Consider the following 26761-nt stretch of genomic DNA (forward strand, 5'->3'; position numbering starts at 1 on the left):
ATTTGGGTGGATGGTGCGGGGGTCAGTACACGGCCTTGACGGAGGCGTAGGCGACGTTGGTGCCGTCGTCCAGCTCCAGCGTCAGCTTGCCGTCGGTGGTGCCTGTGGCGAGCACCGCATGGGGCGACAGCGTGGTCGAGGCCACGACCGTGTCGGCATTCGTGGCCTGCACCGTGTAGCGCAGCTGGCTGGCATCGCCCGTGTACTTGCTGCCGTCCCAGGTGAAGTAGTTGCGGCCAGCGGTGCCGCTGCCCAGCTCGACGGTGTCCACCAGCTCGCCGCTGGCGGTGGTGATCTGCACCTTCACGTCGGCGGCCGGGCCTTCGAGGTCGAAGGCAGCCGTATAGGACTTTTCCTTGCCCACGCCCAGGGTGTTGCCTTCGGTCAGCACGGTGCGGCCGATCATCTGCGTGCCCTGCAGCACCTGCATGGCGGTGAACTGGCCGGCCATGCTTTCCATGGTCTTGTTCAACTGCTGGATGCCGGTGACGGTGTTGATCTGCGCCATCTGCGAGGTCATCTGCGCGTTGTCCATGGGATTCATGGGATCCTGGTTGTTCAACTGCGCGACCAGCAGCTTCAGGAAACGGTCCTGCGCCGCCGCGGGGTCGGTGGTCGAATTGCTCGTGGCGGACTTGTTGTTGATGTCGGCCGTGCTGGCGACGCTGCCTGCGCCATAGATCATGGGAGTGGCTCCTGGAAAGTGGTGCGGACGGGGCTCACTGGCCCATCTGCAGGGTTTTGAGCAGCAGCGACTTGGTCGTGTTCATGACCTCGACGTTGTTCTGGTAGGAGCGCGAGGCCGAGATCATGTTGACCATCTCGTCCACGGCGCTGACGTTGGAGTGCGTCACATAGCCTTCGGCATCGGCCAGCGGGTGCTGGGGGTCGTGGATGCGGCGGCCGGGCGTGTTGTCCTGGCTGATGGCGCTGACGCGCACGCCAGAGGAGCCTTCCTCGCCCATGGCCACGGTCTGGAAGACCACCTGGCGCGCCTGGTAGGCCTTGCCGTCGGGGCCGGCCACGGCATCGACGTTGGCCAGATTCGAGGCCACGACGTTCAGGCGCTGCGATTGGGCGCTGACGGCACTGCCGGAGATGCTGAAGATGGAGAACATGGACATGGGAAAGCTCCTGTGGTCTGTGGCGCCGGCTTACTGGCCCTGGATGGCCGACAGCATGGTCTTGGCCTGGCCGTTCAGAAAGCGCAGCGTGGCTTCGTAGCGCACGGCGTTGTCGACGAAGTTGGCGCGTTCGCGGTCCAGGTCCACGGTGTTGTTGTCCATGTTGGTCTGGGCCTGCACCGAGTAGCCGAGATGGCTTTGCGCGCTCTGCCCCGAGGCGGCAGCAGGCAGCGGAATGTGGCCGCCCTGGCTGACGCTGGCCAGCGTCATGGGCGAGGGGCCGGAGGTAACGGCCGTCAGCGCCTCGCGGAAATTGAAGTCGCGTGCCACATAGCCCGGGGTGTCGGCATTGGCGATGTTGCTGGCGATTGCACGCTGGCGCTCGGCGCGCAGCACCAGCGCCTTGCTCTGGAAGTCCAGTCGTTCAGTCATCTTGTCGAGCATGTCGGCCTCGCCCTCTGGGATTTGCGGTGATCGGTTGACGAAATGGCGGCAGCCCACGGACTGCGGCATGCGTCGATTATGGAAATCGGGCCCGAACGCTAAAGCGCGAAGAAAGCGCGTTTGCCTGCGCAGTTCGGCGCTTCGGAAAAGAGCGCTCGTCCTATATTTGCTGGCATCGCTCCAGGTGTCCCACCCATCCTGACGGGAGGCCGGAGCAAGTCAGGAGCCACAGCCATGCCGAACTTCAGCACCGCCCATTCGCCATCCGCCGTCCGAGCCCTCGCTCGCGCCGCCGCATGCGCTGCGCTTGCCGCTGGAGCGTCGCTGGCAGGCCCTGCCTTCGCGCAAAACGCTCCTGACGGTGCAGCCCAGCTCAGCCAGATCGGCCAGCGCTTTGCCGACGAGGCCCTGCAGCAAGGCATGGCCGGCGCGGGCGCCTTGCCCCTGCGCATGGAAGTGCAGATGGGCCAGCTCGATCCCCGCCTGCGCCTGGCCGCCTGCGCCAAGGTCGAACCCTATTTGCCCGCAGGCTCGCGCCTGTGGGGCCGTACCCGCCTGGGTCTGCGCTGCCTGCAGGGCGCCGTGGCCTGGAATGTGTTCCTGCCCATCACGGTCAAGGCCTGGGGGCCGGCCTGGGTGCTGCAAAACGGCGTGCCTTCGGGCCGCCCGCTGTCGGCCGACGATGCCGTCCAGGCCGAAGTGGACTGGGCCGAGGAATCGGCCGCCGTCTACGCCAACCAGCAGGACTGGGTGGGTTTGGTGGCTTCCCGCCCGCTGGCCGCAGGCCAGGCGCTGCGCCAGAACATGCTGCGCACGCCGGCGCTGTTCGCGGTGGGTGCCGAAGTACGTGTGCTGGTCAACGGTGGTGGTTTTTCCGTCACATCGTCGGGCAAGGCCATGTCGGCCGCCGGCGAAGGCCAGACCGTGCGGGTTCGCATGGATAATGGCCGGCTCATCTCCGGGGTAGTGAATCCCGAGGGCGTGGTGCTGGTCCAGTAAAAAAACCTCAAGTTTTGTTCCAGGCAGTCGAAAGCTAGGCACAGCGCCTCACGCCGCCAGGGCGATTGGAGAATCAAGATGAAGATAGGTCAAAAACCGGAACTGCCCGCCGCTGCCTCCCAGGCTGCCGCCAAGCAGCCCAAGACAGCCAGCACCATTGCCACCGAGGAATCCTCCGCCCAGGCCCAGCCTGCCAAGGCGGCCGGTGTTCCCGTGTCGTTCTCGACCTCGGCCCGCGCACTGGACCAATCTGGTCGCGCCACGGCCGATTTCGATGCCAACCGCGTCAAGGAAATCCGCGAAGCCATTGCCAACGGCACCTTCCGCGTGAACGCCGACGCCGTGGCCGACAAGCTGTTGGCCAACTCCGAAGAATTCCTCTCGCACTCGCGCGTCTGAGCGCGGGTTCGGTTCTTTCTCGGTTTTTTCCTTCCGGCGCGAGCACGCGCTTTCTTTTTTCAGCAAGGCCTGTCCCATGACTCTCAGCGAGATGCTCGATTCCCTGGACGCGGTGGTCCGGATGGTGTCCGCCTCGCTGCAATCGAAGGATGCGGTCGCGCTGGAGCAGTCCAGCACCCGGCTGCGCGATGCCATGGCGGCGTTCTCCGAACTGGCCCGGCGCTTCAGCGCGGCCGACTGGACGCAGGAGCTGCGCGAACGCGCCCAGGCGCTGGGCGAGCAGATGGCCATGCAGCGCGACCAGCTGGCACGCATGGCCGTGGTGGCCCAGAGCCAGGCGGCGGCGCTGATTCCCCAGACTTCGGACCAGGCCACGTATGGACGCGACCTGTATGGACATCCCCATGCCGGACCGGGCAAGGCGCGCATCTACCACTCGGCCAGCTGAAGCCGCGTCCCTTTTTTCTCTCTCTTCTCTCTCCTCTTTCTTCCCGCTGCTCAACCCTCCGGCATCCGTGCCCGAGGGTTTTGTCTTTTCCGGGCTGGGATTCGGCTGAATGAATCTGCGCAGCGGGCGCAGGCATGGCTGGAGCTCGGGCGTGCCCATCCATGCGCGGGATGAGGCTGCGCTTGGTCAAAGAGGAGGAGGCGGGGGGATGCTGGATGGCCGTGCGCAGGAAGGGCGGCCAGGAATGAGGGACGGCCAGAGGCCAGATCCGGGGAAAACGAAGCAAGGACCCTGAAGACGGCAAGATCCGAAATGCGCGGAAATGACGCTGCCATGCAATGGCAATGCAAGCGCAATGGCGCGCGCAAATCCCGTTCGGTCTGCGGTTTGCGGTCTGCGATCTGAGAGGCAAAGAGGGTCCGGCCGGGGCCGGACGTCCTCACACCTGCATGTTCATCACGTCGGTATAGGCCTGCACGAGCCGGTTGCGCACCTGCATCGTGGCCTGGAAGCCGATCTGCGCCTTTTGCATGGCGATCATGGTTTCTTCGAGGCTGACGGCCGGGTTCTCCAACTGCACCTCACGCTGCAGCTGGCTGGAGTTGTTCTGGGCTGAACTGACGGACTGCAGCGCGCCTTGAAGGGCCTGGCTGAAGCCGCCAGCCGCCACTTTGGTCGATGCGTCGCCTGCGCCCACGCCTTTGGGGAGCTGGGTGCCGTACAGGGGAGAGGTGGTACTGGGGATGCGAAGGTCCATGACACATTCCATCGGAGTTAGCAAGATGACGAGATCGTAGGGCGGCAGGGTTTTCGCATCGCGGCAAATAGACGGCCAAACGGCGCGCTTATCGGGCGAATGTGAAGCGGCGGACTTCGAATAATCGACAGCACGCTAGGGTCCTGTGTGTGCAGGGCTCGAACACCTGGAACCAAGATGTCTGCTGTCGCTGAAATCCCTGTCCCTCAAGCCACTCCCGTGCCCCAGCCTGCCTTGCAGCAGCGCTGGACGGCCATGGACCGTGGCGCGCGCCTGCGTTGGGGCGCGATCGCCGTGCTGCTGGTCGTCGCCCTGGGTGCGGCGGCCATGTTCTACCGTCAGCCGGACTACAAGGTGCTGTTCTCCAACCTGAGCGACAAGGATGGCGGCGCCATCGTCGCCCAGCTGTCGCAGATGAACGTGCCTTACCGCTACACGGAAGGCGGCGGTGCCATCCTCATCCCGTCCGACCGTGTGCACGATGTACGCCTGAAGCTGGCCACCCAGGGCCTGCCCAAGGGTTCGGTGACGGGTTTCGAGCTGATGGAGAACAGCAAGTTCGGCATCACCCAGTTCCAGGAACGCCTCAATTTCCAGCGCGGCCTTGAAGGCGAGCTGACACGCTCCATCCAGGCCCTGGCCGCCGTGCAAAGCGCACGCGTGCACCTGGCCCTGCCCAATCAGAACGGCTTTTTCCGCGAGCAGCAAAAGCCCTCGGCCTCGGTGCTGCTGAGCCTGTACCCGGGCCGCGTGCTAGACCGCACGCAGATCGCGGGCATCGTGCACCTGGTGGCCTCCAGCGTGCCCGAGATGGCGCCCACGGCCGTGAGCATCCTGGACGACTCGGGCAAGCTGCTGTCGCAGTCGCCCGACGGCAACGCCAACGCCGTGGACATGCAGCAGCTGAACTACACCCAGCAGATCGAGCAGCAGTACGTGCGCCGCATCCTGGAGATCCTGGAGCCCGTGGTCGGCAAGAACAATGTGAAGGCGCAGGTCTCGGCCGAGATGGATTTCAGCCAGACCGAATCGACTTCGGAGCAGCACCGCCCCAACCAGTCCTCCGACGCGGGCGTGGTGCGCAGCCAGCAGGTGGTGGAGAGCACGGGCGAGCAAAAGCCGCCCCAGCCCACGGGCATTCCCGGCGCCACCAGCAACCAGCCGCCCCAGAACGCTTCCGCGCCCGTCAACGGCGCCAATCCCGCGCCCCAGGCGGCCGACGGCCAGAACGCCGCCCGCGCTGCCAGCAAGCGCGAGTCCATCACCAATTACGAAGTGGACAAGACCGTGCGCCACACACGCGGCAGCACGGGCAGCATCAAGCGCCTGACGGCCGCCGTGGTCATCAATGCGCCCCTGGTGGCTGCCCCTGCGCCGGCCGCTGCCGGTGCGGCAACCGATGCAGCCACCGTCGCTGCCGCCGCACGCGGCCTGACGGCAGCGCAGCAGGCGCAACTGCTGACCCTGGTGCGCGAGACCGTGGGCTACAGCGCCGAGCGCGGCGACTCGGTCAACCTGGTCAGCACGCCCTTTGTGCAGGACGAAGTGCCCGCCGATGTGCCGCTGTGGCGCCAGCCCGAAGTGCTGGCCATGGCCCGCAGCCTGGGCGTGCCCATCGGCCTGGCCCTGTTCGGCGCCATCTTGCTGCTGGGCCTGGTGCGACCCATGCTCAAGGGCCGCAAGACGGTGGCCGTGGGCGGACAGCTCAATGCCATCGAGGGCGAGCAGCTGGACCGTCCGGCGCTGGCTGCACCCGCTGTCGATCTTTCGCCCACGCAGGAGCAAGTGCGCCTGGAGCAGGCGCGCCAACTGGCCAAGCAGAACCCGATCGCGGTGGCCAACATCGTCAAGACCTGGATCAACGGCGAGGCCACCTGAGCCTCTCAAAACACGGATTGCTGAGATATGGACGAACGAGGCCTGAACGACGCCGCCATCTTGCTGGTCTCCCTGGGCGAGGAGGAAGCGGCCGAGGTGTTCAAGCACCTCACCCCGAAGGAAGTGCAAAAGCTCGGCGAGACCATTGCGCACATGCGCGGTGTCTCGCGCGAGAAGGTGGACTTCGTCATCAACCGCTTTGCCGATGACGCGGCCGCGCAAAGCCTGCTGGTGGACGACGCCAGCGGCTATGTGCGCTCGGTGCTCAAGCGCGCCCTGGGCGACGACAAGGCGGCGCTGCTGATCGACCGCATCCTGCAGGGCGGCGATGTCTCCGGCATCGAAAGCCTCAAGTGGATGGACCCGCTGTCCGTGGCCGAACTGCTGCGCGGCGAGCATCCGCAGATCGTGGCCGCCATCCTCGTGCACCTGGAGCACGAGCAGGCCGCTGCCGTCCTGATGCAGCTGCCCGAGCGTTTCCGCAGCGAAGTCATGCTGCGCGTGGCCACGCTGGAAGGCATTCAGCCGACCGCGCTCAAGGACCTCAACGAGGTGCTGTTCCAGGTGCTGGCCGGCGGCGACAAGATCCGCAAGACCTCGCTGGGCGGCGTCAAGACGGCGGCCGAGATGATCAACAACCTCGGCGGCAATGCCGACGTGGCCGTGCTGGACACCATCCGCAACTACGACCCGGACCTGGCCCAGAAGATCATGGACAAGATGTTCGTGTTCGACGACCTGGTCAAGCTGGACGACCGCTCGGTGCAGCTGGTGCTGCGCGAGGTGGTGTCCGAGACGCTGATCATCGCGCTCAAGGGCGGTTCGATGGAAGTGCGCGACAAGATCCTGGCCAACATGTCCATGCGTGCCGCCGAGTCGCTGCGCGAGGACCTGGAAGGCCGCGGCCCGATGCGCCTGTCCGAAGTGGAAGCGCAGCAAAAGGAAATCCTGAAGGTGGTGCGTCGCCTGGCCGAAGAAGGCCAGATCACCATCGGCAGCGGTGCGGAAGACAGCTATGTCTAACGGCATGAACTCGCGCTTCATCCCTTCCGAGGAGATCGACGAGCGCCAGGTGGTGCAGTGGCGCTTCGGCGCCGTGGACCACATGGGCGGCCTGAAAAGCCTGCCCAGCCTCGCGGGCCTGCCGGACATCCAGGGTGCGCCCGCCGCATCCGGTGCCCAGGCTGCGCATGGCGGCGCGGGCATGGCGCGCGCGCCTGCCTCCGCGTCGGGCTTTCACAGCCTGTCGCTGCCCGGCCGCTCCGATGCGCCCCGGCTGGAGGCCGACTCCATGGTGCTGGATGTCGAAGCCGACACGCCGGGCGCCCCGGCCTCCACCGCCCCCGCAGTGGATGAGGAACAACTGCATGCCCTGCTGGAGCAGGCACGCGCCGAAGGCCATGCCGAGGGCCTGGAGCAGGGCCGCCAGGAAGCCCGGCAGCAGTGGCAGCAACACATGGATGACTACGTCTCCGGCACGGGCCGCGAGACGGCGCAGCGCGTGGACGCGCTGCTGTCCGGCCTGGATGCCGGCTTCAAGCAGCTGCAGACGGATGCAGCGCAGGAACTGCTCAACCTGGCCTGCGACATTGCGCGCCAGGTGGTCCGCCAGGAGCTGCGCAGCCAGCCCCAGGCCCTGTTGCCCGTGGTGCGCGAGGCGCTGGACATGCTGGCCGCCGACGGCCGCGCCGCCACCGTGCGCCTGAACCCCGTCGACTTCGCCGTGCTGGACGAGGCGCTGCGCGCCGAGCATGGCGCCCAGTCCAAGGTGCAGTGGATCAGTGACGCCTCCGTCGCCCAGGGCGATGTGCGCGTGGAATCGGGCGGCGCCCAGGTCGATGCCGGCATGGACAAGCGCTGGCGCCGCGCCGTGGCCGCGCTGGGCCTGGTCTCCACCTGGTATGACGGAGAACGCGATGCCGGTTGACGCCCCGCTGGCCGACGCCGCCAAACTGACCCCCGAGCCTGCCGCCAAGCCCTGGCAGCAACTGCTGTCCAATGCCCGCGCCCGCCTGCAGGGCGACATTCCCCTTGAAACCCACGGCACGCTCACGCGCCTGACCGGCCTGGTGCTGGAGGCCACGGGCCTGCAGGTGCCCGTGGGCTCGCAGTGCTGGATACGCCAGCAGGGCCAGGACCCGGTGCTGGCCGAGGTTGTCGGCTTTGCCGGCGAGCGTGCGTTTCTCATGCCTGCGGGCGACATCCAGGGCCTGTCCAGCGGCGCCATCGTGACGCCGGCCGAACCCTTTGTCGCACCGCTGCGCTTTGGCGACGGTGTCGAGCCGCCCGTGTCCCTGGCGGCCGGCGTGCTGCGCCTGCCCATTGGCAGCGGCCTGCTGGGCCGTGTCGTGGATTCGCAGGGCCAGCCCCTGGACCATGGCGGCCCGCTGGCCGACGTGAGCGCCGATCTGCTGGACCGCAACCCCATCAACGCCATGGACCGCGACCCGGTGCGCGAGACGCTGGACACCGGCGTGCGCTCGCTCAACGCCCTGCTCACCGTGGGCCGGGGCCAGCGGCTGGGCCTGTTCGCGGGCTCGGGCGTGGGCAAGTCCGTGCTGCTGGGCATGATGGCGCGCTACACCCAGGCGGACGTGATCGTGGTCGGCCTGATCGGCGAACGCGGCCGCGAGGTCAAGGAATTCGTCGAGGACATCCTCGGCGCCCAGGACCGCAGCCGCGCCGTGGTCGTGGCCGCGCCAGCCGATGCGCCGCCGCTGCTGCGCATGCAGGGCGCCGCCTATGCCACGGCCATTGCCGAACATTTCCGCGACAAGGGCCAGCATGTGCTGCTGCTCATGGACTCGCTCACCCGCTATGCCATGGCCCAGCGCGAGATCGCCCTGGCCATTGGCGAGCCGCCGGCCACCAAGGGCTATCCGCCGTCGTGCTTTGCCAAGCTGCCGGCCCTGGTCGAGCGCAGCGGCAACGGCCTCAACGGCGTGGGCTCGATCACCGCCTTCTACACCGTGCTGTCCGAAGGCGATGACCAGCAGGACCCTATTGCCGACGCGGCGCGCGCCATTCTGGACGGCCACGTCGTGCTGTCGCGGGCGCTGGCCGAGTCGGGCCACTACCCGGCCATCGATATCGAGCAATCGGCCTCGCGCGTGATGCACAACGTGGTCTCGCGCGAGCACTTCGAGCTGGCACGGCGCTTTCGCGCTGTCTATTCGCGCTACCAGAAGGGGCGGGACCTGGTCCAGGTCGGCGCCTACATGTCGGGCTCGGACCCGCAGATGGATGAGGCGATACGCCTGCAGCCGGCCATGGCGGCCTTTCTGCAGCAAAGCATGTTCGAGTCGGCTTCCATGGACGAGAGCATCTCGGGCATGGCTGCCGCACTCGGTGGGCAGTGACGCGGCGACGCGGAACTGCCAAAACGCGACCAACGCGATAACGAACACAGGGAGGAAACCCCGGTATGTCGTCCTTGAATGCCTTGATGGTGGCCATCGATGCCGCGTCGCGCAAGCGTGACGAGGCGCGCCAGGCGGTGCAGGAGCGCCTGCGCTCGCAGCAGGCCGCGCAGACGCAAATGGAGCAGCTGCAGCACTATGTGCAGGAAATGCAGACGCGCTGGGGCGCGCAGGAAAACCAGTCCGTGCAGCCCGAGGTCATGTTCCACCAGTACCAGTTCATGGACCGCCTGCAGCACGCCATCGGCCTGCAGACGCGGGTGCTGGCCGACCTGGCGATCCGCCTGGAGGCCGCGCAAAAGGCCTTGATGGCCTGCGAGCTGCGGGTCAGCAGCCTGCGCAAGGTCGTCGAGGTGCGCCGCCGCGATCTGGCGCTGAGCCAGATGCGCCGCGAGCAAAAGGAGACCGACGAACGTGCGGCCATCCAGTTTTTCCGTCGCAGCTTCGGGCTGACATTCCAGGAGGCTTGACGCATGTCCACCAACCAGATCGAACAGCGCGCCGATGCGCGCAGCGCCATGCAGCGCGCCATGGAAGGCGTTCGCTCAGCGCGCGGCACGCAGCCGCCCTCCAACGACCAGGCCGCAGGCTTTTCTTCGTTGCTGGCGGCGATGGACGGCATTGGCGGATTGCCGGCGCTGGCCTCGGGCGCCCTGGGCCAGGCCTTGGGCGAGGACGGCAGTGCCGCTCTTTCCGCGCTGTCCAGCCTCAAGGGCGCAGCCAAGGACGGCCTGAAGGATGCCGCAGACCTGCTGGCCGATCCCGGCCTGGCGCAGGGCCTGCTGCAGCAGCCGCAACTGCCGCTGCAACCGCAGGCGGAGCCGACCGATATGACCACCTCGGCGCAGGCCGATGCCATGGCGCTGGCTGCCAACGGCCAGGCGCCCTGGCTCAGCCTGGTCGGGCAGACCGCCCATCTGGATGGCAAGGGCGACCGTGACATGCTGCAAGGCGTGGCGGGCGACTGGCTGTCCGGCCGGGGCAGCGCCGCCATGATGGCCCTGCGCCAGGAGCAGGGCGCCGTGGCGCACGCGGCCTTCCTGGCACCGCAGTCCGCAGCTGGTGATGCCGCAGGCACGGCGCTGGCCACGGCCAGCGCCAACGCTGCGGCCCTGGCTGCCGCTGCGGACCCGAATGCAGCCGGAGCCCTGACCGATGGCGCTGCGCGCAGCATCCAGGCACAGGCCCAGGCCGCCGATGTGCTGGCCGCCGTGCAGTCCGATGCGGCACTGACGGCCGCCGCCGCACGCACGGCAACCACCGCCCAGGCCACGCATGAACACACGCCCCAGGCCCTGGCGGGCGGTGTGCGGCAGGACGCGGCCCTGGCGTCGGGCATTGCGCTCAACGGCATGGCCGCAGTGCGGCCCGAAGAATGGCGCGGCCTGTTCGAGCGAGCCCGGGAGGGCGGCACCGCCTCCACGGAGTCGGCGGCGAACGGACTGCACGGCGTTGCGGCTGCCGTGGGCGCGGCCCATGCCGGCCAATCCCTGGGCCAGCAGGCGGCCGGCCAAAATGGCGCGGCCTTTGCCCAGCCCGACGCCCAGGCCCAGCCGGGCAATTCCACCGAGCGCGAGCAGCAGGTGTCCGAGCAGGTGGCCTTCTGGGTCCACAACAAGAACCAGAACGCCTCGCTGTCCGTGGAGCATGAGGGCCGGGCCATCCAGGTGCAGGTCAGCCTGCAGGGCAACGAGGCCCATGTGCGCTTTGGCGCCAGCGAAGCCCAGGCGCGTGACTGGCTGGGCAATGGTGCCGACCAGCTGCGCGAGCTGCTGCAGGCCCAGGGCCTGCAACTGGCCGGCGTCAGCGTGGATGCGGGCGGCCAGTCCGGCAGCGGCGATTCGGCAAGACAGGGGGCCGACGCCCAGGCGCGCCAGGGCCGCGTGAGCGCCATGGTCGATGCCGCCGGTGTCACGGGCGGCAATGGCGCCGCACAGGCCGGCGGTGGCCGTGCGGCAGCGGGCGGGGTGGATCTGTTCGTCTGATTCTTCCTGCGCTTCTTGCGGGGCGGCGCATGCGCCGTTTCAGGGTTTTCACAACAGGCCGGGTGGCGACAAGCTGCCCGGCCTGTGGCGTTTGAGGGCCATCAAGCCAGCGAGAAACCGGGGTTTCATGCGCTTATTCAGGCCATGGTCCGGGGTCCAATCGCCGAATAATTCCTGCCATGGGCCTGCTGCGTCATGGCGCCGCGCATGAAGCGCGAGCGCGTGGCGGTCCCGCTCACCCAGAGGAATTCCAGTGTCTGCCACACCCAATGCCGCCAACAATGCAGCTCCCGCCCCGGCCAAGGGCAAGAAGCTGATCGTGCTGATCGTCATCATTGCCGTCCTGGCCATAGGCGCGGCCGCTGCCTTCATCCTGCTGTCCAAGCGCCACAGCAGCGGCGATGAGGAAGAGGGCAGCGCCAGCAAGGCGGCCGTTACCGTGCCCACCTTCCTGCCGCTGGACAACCTGGTGGTCAATCTGTCCGATACGGGCGGCGACCGCTTCGTGCAGATCGGCATCACGCTGGAGCTGGCCGACGAGAAGACGGCCACCACGGTCAAGCAATACCTGCCCAGCATCCGCAACGGCATCCTGATGCTGGTGTCCCAGCGCACGGCCGAGGAGCTGCTGGAGCGCGAAGGCAAGGAGCGCCTGGCCGCCGACGTGCTCAACGAAGTGTCGGCCCCGCTGGGCTACGGCAACCAGGCCAAGGCCAAGAAGCGCAGCCGCGACGAGGATGCCGAGGACGAAGACGGCGAGCGCCGCCGCTCCTCCGCTGGCAAGAACCCGGTGCGCCGCGTGCTCTTCTCCAGCTTCATCATCCAGTAACCGGGGAGGCCAGGCGCCATGAGCGATTCGTTTCTCTCCCAGGAAGAAGTCGATGCCCTTTTGGAGGGCGTGACCGGCGAGAGCCAGAAATCCACGACCGAGGAGGTCGAGGCGGGCATCATCCGCCAGTACGACATCTCCAGCCAGGAGCGCATCGTGCGCGGGCGCATGCCGACGATGGAAATCGTCAACGAGCGCTTTGCCCGCAACTTCCGCATCGGCCTGTTCAACTTCATCCGCCGCAGCCCCGAAGTGTCCGTGGGCACGGTGTCGGTGCAGCGCTACAGCGCCTTCCTGCGCGAGCTGGTGGTGCCCACCAACTTCAACATCGTCGCCATCCGTCCGCTGCGCGGCAGCGGCCTGGTGGTCTGCGACCCCTCGCTGGTGTTCGGTGTCATCGATACGCTGTACGGTGGCACGGGCCGGCTGCAGACGCGTATCGAAGGCCGTGACTTCTCGCACACCGAGCAGCGCGTGATCAACCGCCTGGTCAACGTGATCTGCGAGGAATACAAGAAGGCCTGGCACGGCATCTATCCGCTGGAGCTGGGCTACCAGCGGTCGGAGATGCAGCCGCAGTTCGCCAACATCGCCACGCCCAGCGAAATCGTCGTGTCCACGGCCTTTCAGCTGGAGATCGGCGACATCTCGGGCTCCATCCACATCTGCATGCCCTATGCAACGCTGGAGCCCATCCGTGATGTGCTGTATTCCTCGACACAGGGCGACTCCATCGAAGTGGACCGCCGCTGGGTCAAGGTGCTCAAGCGCGAGATCCAGGCCGCCGAGGTGACCCTGGTGGCCGAACTGGCACGTGCCGACGCCACGGTGGAGCAGCTGCTGGCCATGCGCCCCGGCGATTTCATCGAACTCGACCGCGAGCCGCTGATCCGCGCCTCCATTGGCGGCGTTCCGATTTTCGAGTGCCAGTACGGCACTCACAACGACAAGTACGCAATCCGCGTCGAGAACTGCCTGCGTGGCGCCGACGCTGGCTGGATGGGAGAAAACAATGGCAACTGAAGATACGCAAAAGCCCGCTGGCGATGATCCGTTCTCGGGCTGGGCAGAGGCATTGGACGAGCAGCGCGAGCGCGACGCCAAGCTGGAAGAGGAGCAGGGCGGCCCGCTGACGGGCGAGCCCGTGCGTCCCTACGCCGGTGGCGCCGATGTGCCGGTCAACGACATCAACATGGTGCTGGACATCCCGGTGCAGCTGTCGGTGGAGCTGGGCCGCACCAAGGTGCCGATCAAGTACATCCTGCAACTGGCCCAGGGCTCGGTGGTCGAACTCGACGCACTGGCCGGCGAGCCCATGGACGTGCTGGTCAACGGCTACCTGATCGCCCAGGGCGAGGTGGTGGTGGTCAACGACAAGTTCGGTATCCGCCTGACCGACGTGGTCACGCCGTCCGAGCGCCTGCGCCGGGTCAGCCGTGGCTGAGAGCGCTGGCATGGGCCCGCTGTGGCCGACCCTGCTCACGGTGGTGGCTCTGGTCACGGCCATGGCCGCTCTGCCCTGGCTGCTGCGCCGCTTCCAGCAGCGCACGGCTGCGCTGCGCGGTGCCGCCGGCCTGCAGTCGCGGGTGCTGGGCGCCGTGGGCGTGGGCCCGCAGCAGCGGGTGGTGACGGTGGAAGTGGGCGAGGGCGCGCAGACCGTGCGTCTGGTGCTGGGCGTCACGGCGCAAAGCATCCAGTGCCTGCATGTGCTGCAGGCCCCGGCCCCTGCTGATTTTTCGGCTGCGATGGCGCAAGCGCGCAGCCTGCCTGCGGACGGTGCGAATGTCTGAATATTCCTGCAAGCGCCCGGCGCGCACGCTGAGCCAGGCCGCTGGCGCCGCAGCGCTGGCGCTGTGCTGCGCCACACCCCTGGCCTCCTGGGCACAGGGCGCGCCCGCCAGCCTTCCGCTGGTCATCGGCCAGGGCAGCGGTGGCACCAGCTTTTCGGTGCCCATCCAGACCCTGCTGTTCTTCACGGCGCTGTCCTTCCTGCCGGCCATCCTGCTGATGATGACGGGCTTCACCCGCATCGTCATCGTGCTGTCGCTGATGCGCCAGGCGCTGGGCACGCAGTCGGCGCCGCCCAACCAGGTGATCATCGGCCTGTCGCTGTTCCTGACGCTGTTCGTCATGGGCCCCACCCTGGACCGCGTGTACCAGGAGGCCTACGTGCCCTACACCACGAATGCCGTGACCTTCGAGCAGGCCATTGAGAAGGCCGAGGCGCCCATGCGCGACTTCATGCTCAAGCAGACGCGCCAGTCGGACTTTGCGCTGTTCGCGCGGCTGGCCAAGCTCGATGCAGGCGTCACCAGCGAGACCGCACCGCTGCGCGTGCTGGTGCCCGCCTTCGTGACCAGCGAGCTGAAGACCGCGTTCCAGATCGGCTTCATGATCTTCATCCCCTTCCTGGTCATCGACATGGTCGTGTCCTCGATCCTGATGTCCCTGGGCATGATGATGCTGTCGCCCGTGCTGGTGGCCCTGCCGTTCAAGCTCATGCTCTTCGTGCTGGCCGATGGCTGGAACCTGCTCATAGGCTCGCTGGCCGCCAGCTTCGCCGTCTAGCCCCGCTCTTTCTTTGGAAATCCTTCCATGACCTCCCAATACGTGCTCACCTTCGGCCGCGAGGCACTGACCTTGCTGCTCATGATCTCCATGCCCGTGCTGGGCGTGGTGCTGGCCGTGGGCCTGGCCGTCAGCGTCTTCCAGGCGGTGACCCAGGTGCATGAGGCCACGCTGGCCTTCGTGCCCAAGCTCATCTCCGCCGTGCTGGTGTTTGCCATTGCGGGCCCGTGGATGCTGAGCACGCTGGTGGACTTCATCCGCCGCACCATCGAGACCATTCCGCAGGCGGTGGGCTGAGCCCTTCGCCGCGCACTGGAAACGCCACTGTGATCACCTTCAGCGAAGCCCAACTGGTGGCGTGGCTGTCGCCCGTTCTCTGGCCGTTTCTGCGCGTGCTGGCCATGTTCTCCGTGGCCCCCGTGTTCTCGCAGCGCGTCATTCCCATGCGGCTGAAGATCGGCCTGGCCTTTCTGGTCGCGGTGTGCGCGCAGCCCGTGCTGGGCGACCAGCCCGTGATCGGCATCAACTCGCCACAGGCGCTGGGCACGCTGATACAGCAGGTCGGCGTGGGGCTGGCCGTGGGCTTTGCGGTGCGCCTGGTGTTTGCCGCCGTGGAGGTGGCGGGCGAGGTGGTCGGCCTGCAGATGGGCCTGAACTTCGCCAGCTTCTTCGATCCGACCACGAATGCCCAACTCAGCGCGGTGGCGCGCTTCATGGTCCAGATTTCCACGCTGCTGTTCATCGTCATCAACGGGCACCTGCTGGTGCTGATGGCCGTGCTCAAGAGTTACGAGGCGTTTCCTGTGGACGGCAGCTTCCTGCAGGCCATCAACCAGATGCGGCTGCACGAGATGGGGGCGGCGGTCTTCGCCAGTGCCTTCTGGATCGCCCTGCCCATGGTCGCCATGCTGCTGTTCGTGAACCTGGTGCTGGGCATCATTTCGCGCGTGGCACCGCAGATGAACATCTATGCCGTGGGTTTTCCGGTCACGCTCACCGTGGGCCTGACGGGATTGATGGCCACGCTGCCGCTGCTCGAGCAGCCCCTGGTCGCCTTGCTGCAGCGCGGCATTGCGGTATTTGGCACTTCAATGTAAGCAGTTGTGAAAAACAACAGATTTACAGGCCTGTCGGCCGCAAAAGCCTCAGATCAGCTGGTTGTGGATGGCGTAGGCCGTGAGTTCGGCATTGCTGCTCATCTGCAGTTTTTCCAGCACGCGCGCCCGGTAGACGCTGACGGTCTTGGGGCTGAGCATCAGCTCGGTGGCGATGTCGGTCAGCCGCTGCCCGGCCGCGATCTTGATCAGCGTCTGCAGCTCGCGCTCGGACAGGCTTTCATGCGGCACCTGGGGTGCGGGCTGGGCCAGGCTGTCGGCCAGCATCTGGGCCACTTCGGACGTCAGGTACTTGCGCCCCGTGGCCACGGTACGCACCGCCTCGATCAGCAGCACCGGGTCGCCTGCCTTGTTGGCGTAGCCCTGCGCGCCCGCCTTCAGGCAGCGCAGCGCGTACTGATCCTCGGGGTACATGGAGACCATGAGCACCTTGATCAGCGGATGGGTTTCGCGCACGCTGGCCAGGGCTTCCAGGCCACTGCGGCCGGGCATGTTGATGTCCAGCAGCAGCACGTCGCAGGTGGCGGTGCGCAGCTGTTCGCGCAGTTCGGCATAGCTGCCTGCTTCGGCGGTGACGCTGATGTCCACTGCCTCGGCCAGGGTGTCACGGATGCCCCGGCGCAGCACCGCATGGTCGTCGCACAGCACCACGTGGATCAAAGTCGGCCTCCTGGAAAAAGGGTCACGCCGCCATGGCGTTCAGCATTCATTGCCCGGGATATTAGGGCAAGTGCCGCCATCGTCCAGCGGAATGGAGACGATGACCGAGGTTCCTCGCCCGGCTTGACTGCTGACATCCAGCCAGCCCTGAACGGTGCGCGCACGCTCGCCCAGACCGCGCAAACCGAAGGATTCGGGCTTGTCGCGCGCGCCTTCGGCCAGGCCCACGCCGTCGTCCGTCACCTCCAGCGTGAGAAAGCCTTCGCGGTCCGAGAGATCGATGTCCACATGGCGCGCCTGGGCATATTTGCCGACGTTGGTCAGCGCCTCCTGGGCCGTGCGGTAGGCCACGACCTGAATGTCGGGCGCGATGTCCATGCTCTCGCGGCTGCTGCGCACCCGGGTGGGCACGCCCGTGCGGCGCTCGAAATTCTCGGCCAGCCACTGCACGGCGGCCACCAGTCCCTGGTCCAGCACGGGCGGGCGCAGGTTCATCATGATGCGCTGGCTTGCACCCAGCGCATGCTCCAGCATTTCCAGCGCGGCCAGCGCATGCTCGCGCAGTCCGCCCTCGGGCGCATTGCGCGCAATCCAGGCCACATCGAACTTCACCGAGGTCAGCGAGCCGCCGATGTCATCGTGGATCTCGCGGGCAATGCTGGCGCGTTCACGTTCGGTGGAGGTCTGCAGATGCTCGGTCAGATCGGCCAGGCGGCGCTCGGACGCCGCCAGCTCGGCCGCCGCGCGGCGGCGTGCCAGGCGGGCCTCGTGCACTTCCAGCGCATGCGAGACCACATGGGGCAGGCGCGTGATGTGGTCCTTGAGCAGGTAGTCGCTGATGCCCTCGCGCATCACGTCCACGGCGGCCGACTCGCCGATGGCGCCGGACAGCAGCACAAAGGGCGGATGCCCGGGCTGGCTGCGCACCAGCTCCCAGGCGTCCAGCGCCGTGAAGCCGGGCAGGTGGTAGTCGGCCAGGATGAGGTCGAATGCCTGGCTCTGCAGCGCGGCTGCGGCATCATCGAGCAGGTCGACCGCGACAATCTCGCAGACCAGTCCGCCGCGCAGCAGGCTCAGCCGCGCCAGCGCCTGGTCGGCCGCCGAATCCTCGATGTGCAATATGCGCAAGGGCTTGTGCGGTGGTCTGGCATCCCCGGGGGCGCTATCATGAGATACATTTTGGAACATAAATGCAAGTGGTCGTGTATATCAAGGGATGCGCTGCATTCCTGGGGACGATTGACAAGGGCTGGCCATGCTGCAGAGCGTGGCGAACATTGGGCTGAAACGCTGGTGGTGGAGTAACAATGCAGTCAATGCACAAGCCTTCGGGCGAGCCTGCCGTCCCCATGCCCGTCATGGTGGCCGCAGACCTGCAGGATGCCTTGCTGGTGGCGATGCGCGATCTGCAGCGCCTGGAAGGCCTTCTCAATCATGCAACGCAGAACCTGCTGGACCGTTTCGACGAGACCCACGGCCAGCTGGCCGGTGAGGCGCTAGGCGCCTTGCCCGAGCTGGACGCCGCGCGGTCCACGCTTCGGTTGGCGGTGACCGAGTTGCAGTTTCACGACATGTCCTCCCAGTTGATCGCCCATATTACGAAGATTTTGCAAGGCTGCGCGTTCCAGTTGGCCGCAGCCACCATGGGCGTGGACGAGGGGGAGGACGATTCCCTGGGCCTGCCGGCGATACCCGACCGGCCCAATCCCGTCACGCAAAGCGAGATGGATGCTGGCTCGGTCGAGCTGTTCTGACCGCTGACCATGCACTCTTCTACCTTTTATTGCCCGTCTGTTGGAGCTATACATGCGATCGATTCTGGCTGTTGATGATTCCCCCTCGATGCGAAAGATGGTGGCGTTCACCCTCGCAGGGGCGGGATTTCGCGTTGTGGAGGCGGTTGACGGCGTGGATGCGCTCGAGAAGGCACAGCTCGAACAAGTCGACCTGGTGCTGGCCGACCAGAACATGCCGCGTCTGGATGGCATCGGCCTGACCCGCAAGCTGCGCGAAGACCCCAAGTTCCAGAACACGCCGATTCTCATTCTCACCACCGAATCCAGCGATCAGATGAAGCAGGCCGGACGCGCCGCGGGCGCCACGGGCTGGCTGGTCAAGCCCTTCGATCCAAACCGTTTGATCGAAGTCATTCAGAAAGTAATGCGTTGAGCCGATAAGTACGGGCAACAGGAAACAGCAGGACCAAAGATGGCGGATCTACACCAGGATGGGGCAGGAGCGGGCGCAGACTTCGACCTGAGCCAGTTCTATCAAATCTTCTTCGAAGAAGCGGCCGAGAACCTCGACCAGATGGAGCAGATGCTGCTGAATCTGGATCTGTCAGCGGCCAATGACGAGGAACTCAACGGCATCTTCCGATGCGCGCACTCGATCAAGGGCGGGGCAGCCACCTTCGGCTTTGCCGACGTGACCGAGCTGACGCACCGCATGGAGTCGCTGCTCGACCGGCTGCGCCGGCACGAGATCACACCGATTCCGGAAATGGTCGATGTGTTGCTGGAGTCGGCTGATGCCAGCCGCAGCCTGCTGGCACGCCACCAGGCCGGCAACGAGGGCGAGGCCCTGTCCACCACGGATCTGGTGGCACGCATCGAGACGCTGGCGGAAGGCCGCAGCGCCGTACCTGCAGCGGCAGCGCCGGCTCCCGCACCGACCCCAGCTCCAGCCCCTGTGGCTGCGCCAGCGCAGGCTCCGGCCCCGGTTGCTGCAGCACCTGTCTCAGGCGGCGCCGTCGGCACGGCACCCAGCAGCGGCGGACGTTCGCTGCATATCCTGATCGGTCCGCTGGAGCGCCTGGAGATGGCCGAGGCCATCAAGGAGCTGTTCCGCGACATTCCCGGTCTGGGACGCATCGAGGACCTGGCCTGCGATCAGCCGCAAAGCCGCCTCTTTGACGTGCAGACCTCGTCCACCGACGACGACCTGCTCGATCTGTTCGCCTTCCACGTGGCCAAGGAGCAGGTCCGCATCACGGCGGCCGGAGCCTCTGCCGAGGCAGCACCCGCAGCGGTGGCGGCGCAAGCCCCGGCCGCTGAAGAGCATGCGCACGACCCCGACGCCGCCCTGGCCTCGGCCGCCATTCCGCCTGCCGATGAGGCCTATGGCTTCTTCAACGGTGCACCCGGCATGCCCCATGCCGATGGCGCGCTGGCCATCCAGCCGGCCGGCGCCGTGGCCAAGCCCGCTGCCAAGACGGCGGCCCAGACGCAGCAGGCGCAGATGGAGTCCACCAGCATCCGCGTGTCGGTGTCCAAGGTCGACCAGCTCATCAACCTGGTGGGCGAGCTGGTCATCACCCAGGCCATGCTGGCGCAAAACAGCCACGGACTGGACGCATCCGCCTACCAGCAACTGCTGGCAGGCCTGGCCGACCTGGATCGCAATACGCGCGATCTGCAGGAGTCGGTGATGTCCATCCGCATGATTCCCATGTCCACCGTGTTCAGCCGTTTCCCGCGCATGCTGCGCGACCTGGCCGGCAAGCTGGGCAAGAAGATCGACCTGATCACGCTGGGCGAGGCCACGGAGCTGGACAAGGGACTGGTCGAAAAGATCACCGACCCGCTGACCCATCTGGTGCGCAACAGCGTGGACCACGGCATCGAAATGCCCGAGGACCGCCTGGCGGCCGGCAAGTCCGAGCACGGCACGCTGACGCTGGCAGCCTCCCATCAGGGCGGCTCCATCGTCATCGAGGTGCGCGACGATGGGCGCGGCATGAACCGCGAGCGGATTCTCCAGAAGGCCCGCGAGCGCGGCATGGATGTCTCGGACAACATGCCCGATCAGGAGGTCTGGCAGCTGATCTTCGCGCCGGGCTTCTCCACGGCCGACGTGGTCACCGACGTGTCCGGGCGCGGCGTGGGCATGGACGTGGTCAAGCGCAATATCGCGGCGTTGGGCGGCTCGGTCGAGATCGAGTCCACCCAGGGCAAGGGCATGCGCGTGGCCGTTCGCCTGCCACTGACCCTGGCCATCATGGATGGCATGTCGGTCGGCGTCAGCGACGAGGTCTACATCCTGCCGCTGTCCTCGGTGGTCGAGTCCTTCCTGGTCAAGGCCGAAGACGTGAACACCGTGGCCAACGGCACGCAGCTGGTCAAGGTGCGCGACGAGTACATGCCCGTGTTCGCGCTGGAAAAGACCTTCCGCGTGCCGCGCAGCGACACCAGCCAGTCCAGCAACATCATGGTGGTGGTCGAGTCCGACGGCAGCCGCGTGGCCTTGCTGGTCGACGAGCTGCTGGGCCAGCACCAGGTGGTGGTCAAGAACCTTGAATCGAACTACCGCAAGGTGCCCAACGTTTCGGGCGCCACCATCCTGGGCGATGGCACGGTGGCGCTGATTCTGGACACCGGCGCGCTGGTGCGTCGTGCACGCCACTGAACGGGACAGGGATACCTGACCACAATCGACGGCGCCGCAGGCAGTGCCTGCGCGCCGCCAAGAAACCATGGCCTTCGCCACCACGGCGCGGGCCCGACAGTTGAGGAGCTGAGCAATGAGCGTGATCGCTAAGACCGCAGAAGGCGTCGCCACCGGCGCGCGCGAGTACCTGACCTTCCGCCTGGACCAGGAGGAATACGGCATCGACATCCTGAAGGTGCAGGAAATCCGCGGCTACGAGCCGCCGACCCGCATCGCCAATGCGCCGGAATTCATCAAGGGCGTGGTCAATCTGCGCGGCACCATCGTGCCCATCGTGGACATGCGGCTGAAGTTCAACTGCTCCCAGGTGGAATACAACAGCTTCACCGTCGTCATCATCCTGAACCTGCGCAACCGCGTGGTGGGCATCGTGGTGGACTCGGTCAGCGACGTGATGGAACTGGCTCCCGAAGCCGTGCGCCCCGCGCCGGACATCGAAAGCGCCATCGACAGCGGCTGCATTCTGGGCCTGGGTTCCGTGGGCGAGCGCATGCTCATCCTGCTGGACATCGAAAAGCTCATGAACAACGTGGACATGGGCCTGGTCGCCTCGGTCGACTGAGACCCGTTCTTGCACTGAGCGCCCTCATGCGATCCGGCTCATCCAATGCGGCACTGGCCGCGCGCTCCGCCGACGACGACGGAGCAGCCAACGGGCCCCTGGCCCAGGGGCGCGAATTCGAATGGTCGTCGCGGGACTTTGCCCGCGTACAGGCGCTGATCTACCAGCGGGCCGGCATCAGCCTGCACGATGGCAAGCACGCCATGGTCTACAGCCGCCTGTCGCGGCGCCTGCGCGAGACGGGCTACGACAGCTTCTCCACCTACCTGGACTGGCTGGAGTCGCAGTCCGACGGCGTGGAGTGGCAGGAGTTCGTGAACGCGCTGACCACCAATCTCACGGCATTCTTTCGCGAGCAGCACCATTTCGAGATCTTTGCCCAGCATCTGCGCAGCAAGCCGGCCGGCACGGCCTGGAAGGTCTGGTGCAATGCGGCCTCGACCGGGGAAGAGCCTTACTCCATCGTCATGACGGCGCTGGAAGCGCTGGGTGCCACGCCCAGCTTTCAGCTGCAGGCCAGCGACATCGACTCGCGTGTGCTGGACACGGCATCGGCCGGCGTCTACCGCGCCGAAAGCATCAAGGGCATGAGCGCCGAGCGCCTGCACCGCTTTTTCCTGCGGGGCAAGGCCGGCAATGCGGGCCTGGTGCGCGTCAAGCCCGAACTGCGCCGTCTGGTGGAGTTTCTCAACGTCAACCTGATCCGTGACGACTGGCCGTTCCGCGACCCCTTCGACGTGGTCTTCTGCCGCAACGTGATGATCTACTTCGACGCGGCCACGCAGCGCCGCGTGCTGGAGCGCATCCACCGCGTGATGAAGCCCGGTGGCCTGTTGTTCGTCGGGCATGCCGAGAACTTCAGTGAATCGCGCGATCTGTTCACGCTCAAGGGGAAGACCGTCTATGAGCGCCGCTGACGCAGGTCCTGTCGCACGCCAGGGGGTGCTCCCATGATCGGAGACCGCCCTGCCTTCGCACCGCCACCGGCGCCCTCGGAGCGTCGCCGCATGCCGCGCATCAACAGCTATACCGCTGCAGACTATCCGGCGCCGGGCGATCCGGTGCCGCGTTCCTCGCTGGAGCAGCTCAAGCGCCAGCAGCGCTACCCTGGCGAGGCTTCGTTCTTCTATTACGACCCGCATTTCCAGCACAACGCCGTCAAGGTCCTGCCCGGCGAATACTTTGTCTCCAACGAGGACGTGATCCTGGTCACCGTGCTGGGCTCTTGCATCTCGGCCTGCATCTGGGACCGCACCATGCGCGTGGGCGGCATGAACCATTTCATGCTGCCCGACGGCGACTCTGCCGATGCATCGGGCCGCTACGGCTCGTACGCCATGGAGTTGCTGATCAACGAAATGCTCAAGCTCGGTGCCCGGCGCGAGTCGCTGCAGGCCAAGATCTTCGGCGGCGGGCAGGTGATGCACAACTTCACCACCATGAACGTGGGCGAACGCAATACCGCCTTCGTCACGCAGTACCTGCAGACCGAACGCATCCCCATCGTCTCGGAGGATGTGCTGGACATCTACCCTCGCAAGGTGGTGTTCTTCCCCGCCAGCGGCAAGGCCATGGTCAAGCGCCTGGCACATGCCCATCCGGAGGAGCTGGTACAGCAGGAATTCACACGCGGCAATGCAGCCGTCGTGGCACGCAATACGGCAGGCGGCTCGGTCGACCTGTTTTGAGGAAGGTTCAAAGGAATGGACAGGAAAATCAGGGTGATCGTGGTGGACGACTCTGCGCTGGTGCGCAGTCTGCTGTCCGAGATCATCAATCGCCAGCACGACATGGAATGCATCGGCTCGGCCAATGACCCGCTGATCGCACGCGAAATGATTCGCGAGATGAATCCCGACGTGATCACGCTCGACGTGGAAATGCCCCGCATGGATGGCATCGACTTCCTGGGCCGGCTCATGCGCCTGCGTCCCATGCCGGTGGTCATGATCTCCACGCTGACCGAACGCGGCGCCGAGGTCACCATGCGCGCACTGGAGCTGGGCGCCATCGACTTCGTGGCCAAGCCGCGCGTGGGTGTCTCCAACGGCCTGCAGGAACTGGCCGCGCAGATCGTGGACAAGATCCGCGTTGCTGCCGTGGCCCAGGTACGGCGTCTGCCGGTCGCTCCTCGCAGTGCAGCCTCTGCCGCAGGCAGCGCGGCAGCGCCGGTCGCTTCCTCTGCAGGTTCGGCCGTGCCGCGCCAGGCTGCACCGACGTCGCTGCTGGGGCGGCTTTCCACGGAGAAGCTGGTTGCCATCGGCGCCTCCACGGGCGGCACCGAGGCCATCCGCGAAGTGCTCACCCATCTTCCGGCCGACTGCCCGGCCATCGTCATCACCCAGCACATGCCGCCGGGCTTCACCACCAGCTTCGCGGCCCGGCTCAACAGCCTGTGCCAGATGACTGTGAAGGAAGCGCAGCACGGCGAGCGCCTGCTGCCCGGTCATGCCTATATCGCCCCGGGTGGCAAGCATTTCTCCGTGCAGCGCAGCGGCGCCAACTATGTCGCCGTGGTCGATGACAGCCCGCCGGTGAATCGCCACAAGCCTTCGGTCGAAGTGCTGTTCAAGTCGGTGGCCGCCTGCGCGGGCCGCAACGCCTACGGCATCATGCTCACCGGCATGGGCGCCGATGGTGCGGTCGCCATGCGCGAAATGCGCGATGCAGGCAGCTACAACCTCGTGCAGGACGAGGCCAGCTGCATCGTCTTCGGCATGCCGCGCGAGGCCATCGCCCACGGCGCTGCCGACGAAGTGCTGCCCCTCAACCAGATCGCCGCCGCCTTGCTGGGCAAACTGCGCATAGGTTCGGACCAGGTGCACCACCGCATCTGAGCGCAACGGCCGGCTCTGGCAGCCTCCATGAAAAAAAGAGCGCATGGCGCTCTTTTTTTTGTCAGTTCGAAACGGTGCTTACTCGGACAAGGCGCTCCAGCGCTCCAGTGCCTCCATCAGCTGCTCATCGATCTCGCCATCGCGCTGGTGCAACTGAACGGCGCGGGAGTTGTCGTTGGCATACAGCGAGCCGTCGGCGAGGGCCTCGCGAATGGATTTCTGCTCCGCCTCCAGCGATGCAATGGTCTCGGGCAACTGATCGAGCTCGCGCTGCTCCTTGTAGCTGAGCTTGCGCTTGGGCTTGCTGTCGCTGCGCACCGCCGTCGGCTTGGCCTCTTCCTTGGCAGGCTTGGGCTGTGCAGCCTCGGCCAGATCCTGGCTGCGGCGCGACTGGTCCAGCCAGTCCTGAACGCCGCCTTCGTATTCGCGCCACTTGCCCGGCCCTTCCCAGGCAATGGTGCTGGTGACCACGTTGTCCAGGAAACTGCGGTCATGGCTGACCAGGAACACCGTGCCGTCGTAGTTCTGCAGCAGGTCTTCCAGCATCTCCAGCGTCTCGATATCGAGGTCGTTGGTCGGCTCGTCCAGAACCAGCACATTCGCGGGGCGGGCAAACAGGCGCGCCAGCAGCAGGCGGTTGCGCTCGCCGCCGGACAGTGAACGCACAGGAGAGTGAGCGCGTGCCGGAGAGAACAGGAAGTCCGACAGATAGCTCTTCACGTGCTTTTTCTGGTTGCCGATCTCTATCCACTCGCTGCCGGGGCTGATGAAATCCTCCAGCGTGGCATCCATATTGATCTGGTGCCGCATCTGGTCGAAGTAAGCCACCTGCAGATTCGCACCCAGCCGCACGTTGCCGCTGTCAGGCGCCAGTTCGCCCAGGATCATCTTGAGCAGCGTCGTCTTGCCGGCACCGTTGGGCCCGATCAGTCCCACCTTGTCACCGCGCAGAATGGTGGCGCTGAAATGCGAGACGATCTGCTTGTCGCCAAAGGACTTGGCCACATCGGTCAGCTCGGCCACGATCTTGCCCTGGTAGCCATCGCCCCGGCCCGAGGCAATGTCCATCTTCACCCCGCCCAGCACATCACGGCGGGCAGCGCGGTTGGCCCGCAACTGCTCCAATCGGCCGATGCGGCTCTGGCTGCGCGTGCGGCGCGCCTCCACGCCCTTGCGGATCCACACCTCCTCCTGGGCCAGCAGCTTGTCGGCCTTGGCGTTGACCACGGCCTCCTGGGCCAGCTGATCTTCCTTGGTTTGCTGGTATTGAACGAAATTGCCGGGATAGGAGCGCAGCGTTCCACGATCCAGCTCCACGATGCGCGTGGAGACGCGGTCCAGGAAGGAGCGGTCGTGGGTAATGGTCACCACGCTGCCCTTGAAGTTCAGCAGCAGCTCCTCCAGCCACTCGATGGCATCCAGGTCCAGGTGGTTGGTCGGCTCGTCCAGCAGCAGCACGTCAGGACGGGCCACCAGCGCCTGGGAAAGCGCAACGCGCTTCTTCATCCCCCCGGACAACGTGCCCACCAGGGCGTCGGGATCCAGGTGCAGCCGCTGCAGCGTCTCTTCCACGCGCTGCTCCCAATTCCAGGCGTCATAGGCCTCGATCTGGGACTGCAGCGCATCGAGATCCTCGCCCTCGCCACCCGCCAGATAGCGCTCGCGCACGGCGATCACTTCGGCAATGCCGGCGGACGCCGACTCGAAGATCGTCTGCTCGGGCACAAGCACCGGCTCCTGCGCCACATAAGTAATGCGGACACCGGACTGCGTCTGGACCTGGCCGTCATCGGCCTTGGCCAGTCCGCCAAGAATCTTCAACAAAGAGGACTTCCCTGCGCCGTTTCGACCGATCAGGCCCACACGTTCGCCGCTCTCCAGGGAAAACTGGGCGTGGTCGAGAAGCGCCACATGCCCGAACGCCAGTTGGGCGTCTATCAAAGTAATCAATGCCATCGTGCGCGCATTATCTATGCGGGCCCGATTCCTGGTGCAGGCAGCAAGGCCTCCCCGCCCGGAGCCTGCCCGCAGGGCAGGCTCCGGGCGGGTTTCAGAGGGCGGGGCGGTGGCTTCTTCACTGGTCTGCAAGGAAGTTCACGAATTTCACGCCATCGGTAAAAACCCATGCTATAGTTCGATCCCTCGTCGCCACACTGCCTTGCAGACAGCGATGAGTCAGAAAAGTCTTGTAGACAGCACGAAAAAACGTGCTACAATGCAAGGCTCTGCTGAAGAGAAGCGATGCAGATCGCTGGTGTTGAGAAAATCGAAGAAATTTGATAATGACC

General features: G+C 66.1%; 31 protein-coding genes. 24 read left to right on the plus strand and 7 right to left on the minus strand.

Annotated elements, in window-relative coordinates; all coding sequences use genetic code 11:
- Positions 1-22: 22 nt before the first annotated feature.
- The 3 genes from KDK82_RS26645 to flgB are packed head-to-tail and all read right to left on the minus strand — an operon-like array spanning position 23 to position 1568.
- On the minus strand, positions 23-685 hold the full coding sequence (locus KDK82_RS26645; protein WP_012202563.1) for a flagellar hook assembly protein FlgD: 663 nt from the start codon (positions 683-685) through the stop codon (positions 23-25).
- Positions 686-719: 34 nt separating this feature from the next.
- Positions 720-1124 (minus strand): flagellar basal body rod protein FlgC, encoded by a 405-nt coding sequence (gene flgC / locus KDK82_RS26650; protein ID WP_012202564.1) that lies wholly within the window; start codon positions 1122-1124, stop codon positions 720-722.
- A 30-nt stretch (positions 1125-1154) separates the two neighbouring features.
- The gene (gene flgB, locus KDK82_RS26655) at positions 1155-1568 is read right to left on the minus strand and encodes a flagellar basal body rod protein FlgB (RefSeq protein ID WP_013800365.1); all 414 of its coding nucleotides are present in this window, start codon (positions 1566-1568) and stop codon (positions 1155-1157) included.
- A 234-nt stretch (positions 1569-1802) separates the two neighbouring features.
- Between flgB and flgA the strand changes: the two genes are divergently transcribed.
- The 3 genes from flgA to KDK82_RS26670 all read left to right on the plus strand — a co-directional run bounded on the left by flgA (position 1803) and on the right by KDK82_RS26670 (position 3414).
- Positions 1803-2567, plus strand: a complete 765-nt coding sequence (gene flgA, locus KDK82_RS26660) for a flagellar basal body P-ring formation chaperone FlgA (RefSeq protein WP_013800366.1) — start codon at positions 1803-1805, stop codon at positions 2565-2567.
- Between the two features lie 78 nt (positions 2568-2645).
- Positions 2646-2966: a flagellar biosynthesis anti-sigma factor FlgM gene (gene flgM / locus KDK82_RS26665; RefSeq protein WP_012202567.1), complete on the plus strand. Its 321-nt coding sequence runs from the start codon at positions 2646-2648 to the stop codon at positions 2964-2966.
- Between the two features lie 76 nt (positions 2967-3042).
- Positions 3043-3414, plus strand: coding sequence for a hypothetical protein (locus tag KDK82_RS26670; RefSeq protein ID WP_012202568.1), 372 nt, complete (start codon positions 3043-3045; stop codon positions 3412-3414).
- A gap of 439 nt (positions 3415-3853) precedes the next feature.
- Here the strand turns inward: KDK82_RS26670 and fliE are convergent, their stop codons facing one another.
- A complete protein-coding gene (gene fliE, locus KDK82_RS26675) occupies positions 3854-4171 on the minus strand; it encodes a flagellar hook-basal body complex protein FliE (RefSeq protein WP_013800367.1) in 318 nt (105 codons plus the stop codon).
- A 177-nt stretch (positions 4172-4348) separates the two neighbouring features.
- On the opposite strand from fliE, the gene fliF reads away from it, so the two are divergent.
- The 13 genes from fliF to fliR all read left to right on the plus strand — a co-directional run bounded on the left by fliF (position 4349) and on the right by fliR (position 15947).
- Entirely contained in the window at positions 4349-6049 is a 1701-nt protein-coding gene (fliF, locus tag KDK82_RS26680; RefSeq protein ID WP_179217980.1) for a flagellar basal-body MS-ring/collar protein FliF, read from the plus strand.
- 27 nt (positions 6050-6076) lie between these two features.
- Complete coding sequence (gene fliG, locus KDK82_RS26685) at positions 6077-7072, plus strand: flagellar motor switch protein FliG (protein ID WP_012202571.1); 996 nt, start codon at positions 6077-6079, stop codon at positions 7070-7072.
- Positions 7065-7976: a FliH/SctL family protein gene (locus KDK82_RS26690; protein WP_088166673.1), complete on the plus strand. Its 912-nt coding sequence runs from the start codon at positions 7065-7067 to the stop codon at positions 7974-7976. Before fliG ends, KDK82_RS26690 begins: the two co-directional genes overlap by 8 nt.
- A complete protein-coding gene (fliI, locus tag KDK82_RS26695; protein ID WP_088166674.1) occupies positions 7966-9408 on the plus strand; it encodes a flagellar protein export ATPase FliI in 1443 nt (480 codons plus the stop codon). Before KDK82_RS26690 ends, fliI begins: the two co-directional genes overlap by 11 nt.
- Before the next feature lie 65 nt (positions 9409-9473).
- Positions 9474-9938, plus strand: coding sequence for a flagellar export protein FliJ (fliJ, locus tag KDK82_RS26700; protein ID WP_012202574.1), 465 nt, complete (start codon positions 9474-9476; stop codon positions 9936-9938).
- Between the two features lie 3 nt (positions 9939-9941).
- Complete coding sequence (locus KDK82_RS26705; protein ID WP_088166675.1) at positions 9942-11453, plus strand: flagellar hook-length control protein FliK; 1512 nt, start codon at positions 9942-9944, stop codon at positions 11451-11453.
- A 253-nt stretch (positions 11454-11706) separates the two neighbouring features.
- The gene (gene fliL, locus KDK82_RS26710; RefSeq protein ID WP_012202576.1) at positions 11707-12282 is read left to right on the plus strand and encodes a flagellar basal body-associated protein FliL; all 576 of its coding nucleotides are present in this window, start codon (positions 11707-11709) and stop codon (positions 12280-12282) included.
- Between the two features lie 18 nt (positions 12283-12300).
- Positions 12301-13305: a flagellar motor switch protein FliM gene (fliM, locus tag KDK82_RS26715; protein ID WP_012202577.1), complete on the plus strand. Its 1005-nt coding sequence runs from the start codon at positions 12301-12303 to the stop codon at positions 13303-13305.
- Positions 13295-13726 (plus strand): flagellar motor switch protein FliN, encoded by a 432-nt coding sequence (fliN, locus tag KDK82_RS26720; protein WP_012202578.1) that lies wholly within the window; start codon positions 13295-13297, stop codon positions 13724-13726. Before fliM ends, fliN begins: the two co-directional genes overlap by 11 nt.
- 10 nt (positions 13727-13736) lie before the next feature.
- Positions 13737-14072 (plus strand): flagellar biosynthetic protein FliO, encoded by a 336-nt coding sequence (locus KDK82_RS26725; RefSeq protein ID WP_012202579.1) that lies wholly within the window; start codon positions 13737-13739, stop codon positions 14070-14072.
- Positions 14065-14850 (plus strand): flagellar type III secretion system pore protein FliP, encoded by a 786-nt coding sequence (gene fliP, locus KDK82_RS26730; protein WP_012202580.1) that lies wholly within the window; start codon positions 14065-14067, stop codon positions 14848-14850. Before KDK82_RS26725 ends, fliP begins: the two co-directional genes overlap by 8 nt.
- 27 nt (positions 14851-14877) lie before the next feature.
- Positions 14878-15147, plus strand: coding sequence for a flagellar biosynthesis protein FliQ (gene fliQ, locus KDK82_RS26735; RefSeq protein WP_012202581.1), 270 nt, complete (start codon positions 14878-14880; stop codon positions 15145-15147).
- 29 nt (positions 15148-15176) lie between these two features.
- A complete protein-coding gene (gene fliR, locus KDK82_RS26740) occupies positions 15177-15947 on the plus strand; it encodes a flagellar biosynthetic protein FliR (protein WP_012202582.1) in 771 nt (256 codons plus the stop codon).
- 48 nt (positions 15948-15995) lie between these two features.
- On the opposite strand, the gene KDK82_RS26745 is transcribed toward fliR, so the two are convergent.
- A complete protein-coding gene (locus KDK82_RS26745; RefSeq protein ID WP_012202583.1) occupies positions 15996-16625 on the minus strand; it encodes a response regulator transcription factor in 630 nt (209 codons plus the stop codon).
- Between the two features lie 39 nt (positions 16626-16664).
- On the minus strand, positions 16665-17813 hold the full coding sequence (locus tag KDK82_RS26750) for a histidine kinase (RefSeq protein WP_088166676.1): 1149 nt from the start codon (positions 17811-17813) through the stop codon (positions 16665-16667).
- A gap of 119 nt (positions 17814-17932) precedes the next feature.
- Between KDK82_RS26750 and KDK82_RS26755 the strand changes: the two genes are divergently transcribed.
- The 7 genes from KDK82_RS26755 to KDK82_RS26785 all read left to right on the plus strand — a co-directional run bounded on the left by KDK82_RS26755 (position 17933) and on the right by KDK82_RS26785 (position 24473).
- On the plus strand, positions 17933-18379 hold the full coding sequence (locus KDK82_RS26755; RefSeq protein WP_012202585.1) for a hypothetical protein: 447 nt from the start codon (positions 17933-17935) through the stop codon (positions 18377-18379).
- 52 nt (positions 18380-18431) lie between these two features.
- Positions 18432-18794: a response regulator gene (locus KDK82_RS26760; RefSeq protein WP_012202586.1), complete on the plus strand. Its 363-nt coding sequence runs from the start codon at positions 18432-18434 to the stop codon at positions 18792-18794.
- A gap of 39 nt (positions 18795-18833) precedes the next feature.
- Positions 18834-21032 (plus strand): chemotaxis protein CheW, encoded by a 2199-nt coding sequence (locus KDK82_RS26765; protein ID WP_088166677.1) that lies wholly within the window; start codon positions 18834-18836, stop codon positions 21030-21032.
- Positions 21033-21147: 115 nt separating this feature from the next.
- Positions 21148-21636, plus strand: a complete 489-nt coding sequence (locus KDK82_RS26770; RefSeq protein WP_012202588.1) for a chemotaxis protein CheW — start codon at positions 21148-21150, stop codon at positions 21634-21636.
- Between the two features lie 26 nt (positions 21637-21662).
- Positions 21663-22553, plus strand: coding sequence for a CheR family methyltransferase (locus KDK82_RS26775; protein WP_088166678.1), 891 nt, complete (start codon positions 21663-21665; stop codon positions 22551-22553).
- Between the two features lie 33 nt (positions 22554-22586).
- A complete protein-coding gene (gene cheD / locus KDK82_RS26780; RefSeq protein ID WP_012202590.1) occupies positions 22587-23324 on the plus strand; it encodes a chemoreceptor glutamine deamidase CheD in 738 nt (245 codons plus the stop codon).
- A 15-nt stretch (positions 23325-23339) separates the two neighbouring features.
- Positions 23340-24473: a chemotaxis response regulator protein-glutamate methylesterase gene (locus KDK82_RS26785; RefSeq protein WP_013800377.1), complete on the plus strand. Its 1134-nt coding sequence runs from the start codon at positions 23340-23342 to the stop codon at positions 24471-24473.
- A 78-nt stretch (positions 24474-24551) separates the two neighbouring features.
- Here the strand turns inward: KDK82_RS26785 and KDK82_RS26790 are convergent, their stop codons facing one another.
- Entirely contained in the window at positions 24552-26429 is a 1878-nt protein-coding gene (locus tag KDK82_RS26790) for an ATP-binding cassette domain-containing protein (protein WP_088166679.1), read from the minus strand.
- Positions 26430-26538: 109 nt separating this feature from the next.
- On the opposite strand from KDK82_RS26790, the gene KDK82_RS33015 reads away from it, so the two are divergent.
- Positions 26539-26761: hypothetical protein (locus tag KDK82_RS33015; protein WP_218827097.1), on the plus strand; the 223-nt coding region annotated here is incomplete at its 3' end.

It is taken from the genome of Delftia sp. K82 (assembly GCF_002193035.1).
GTDB lineage: Bacteria > Pseudomonadota > Gammaproteobacteria > Burkholderiales > Burkholderiaceae_C > Comamonas > Comamonas acidovorans.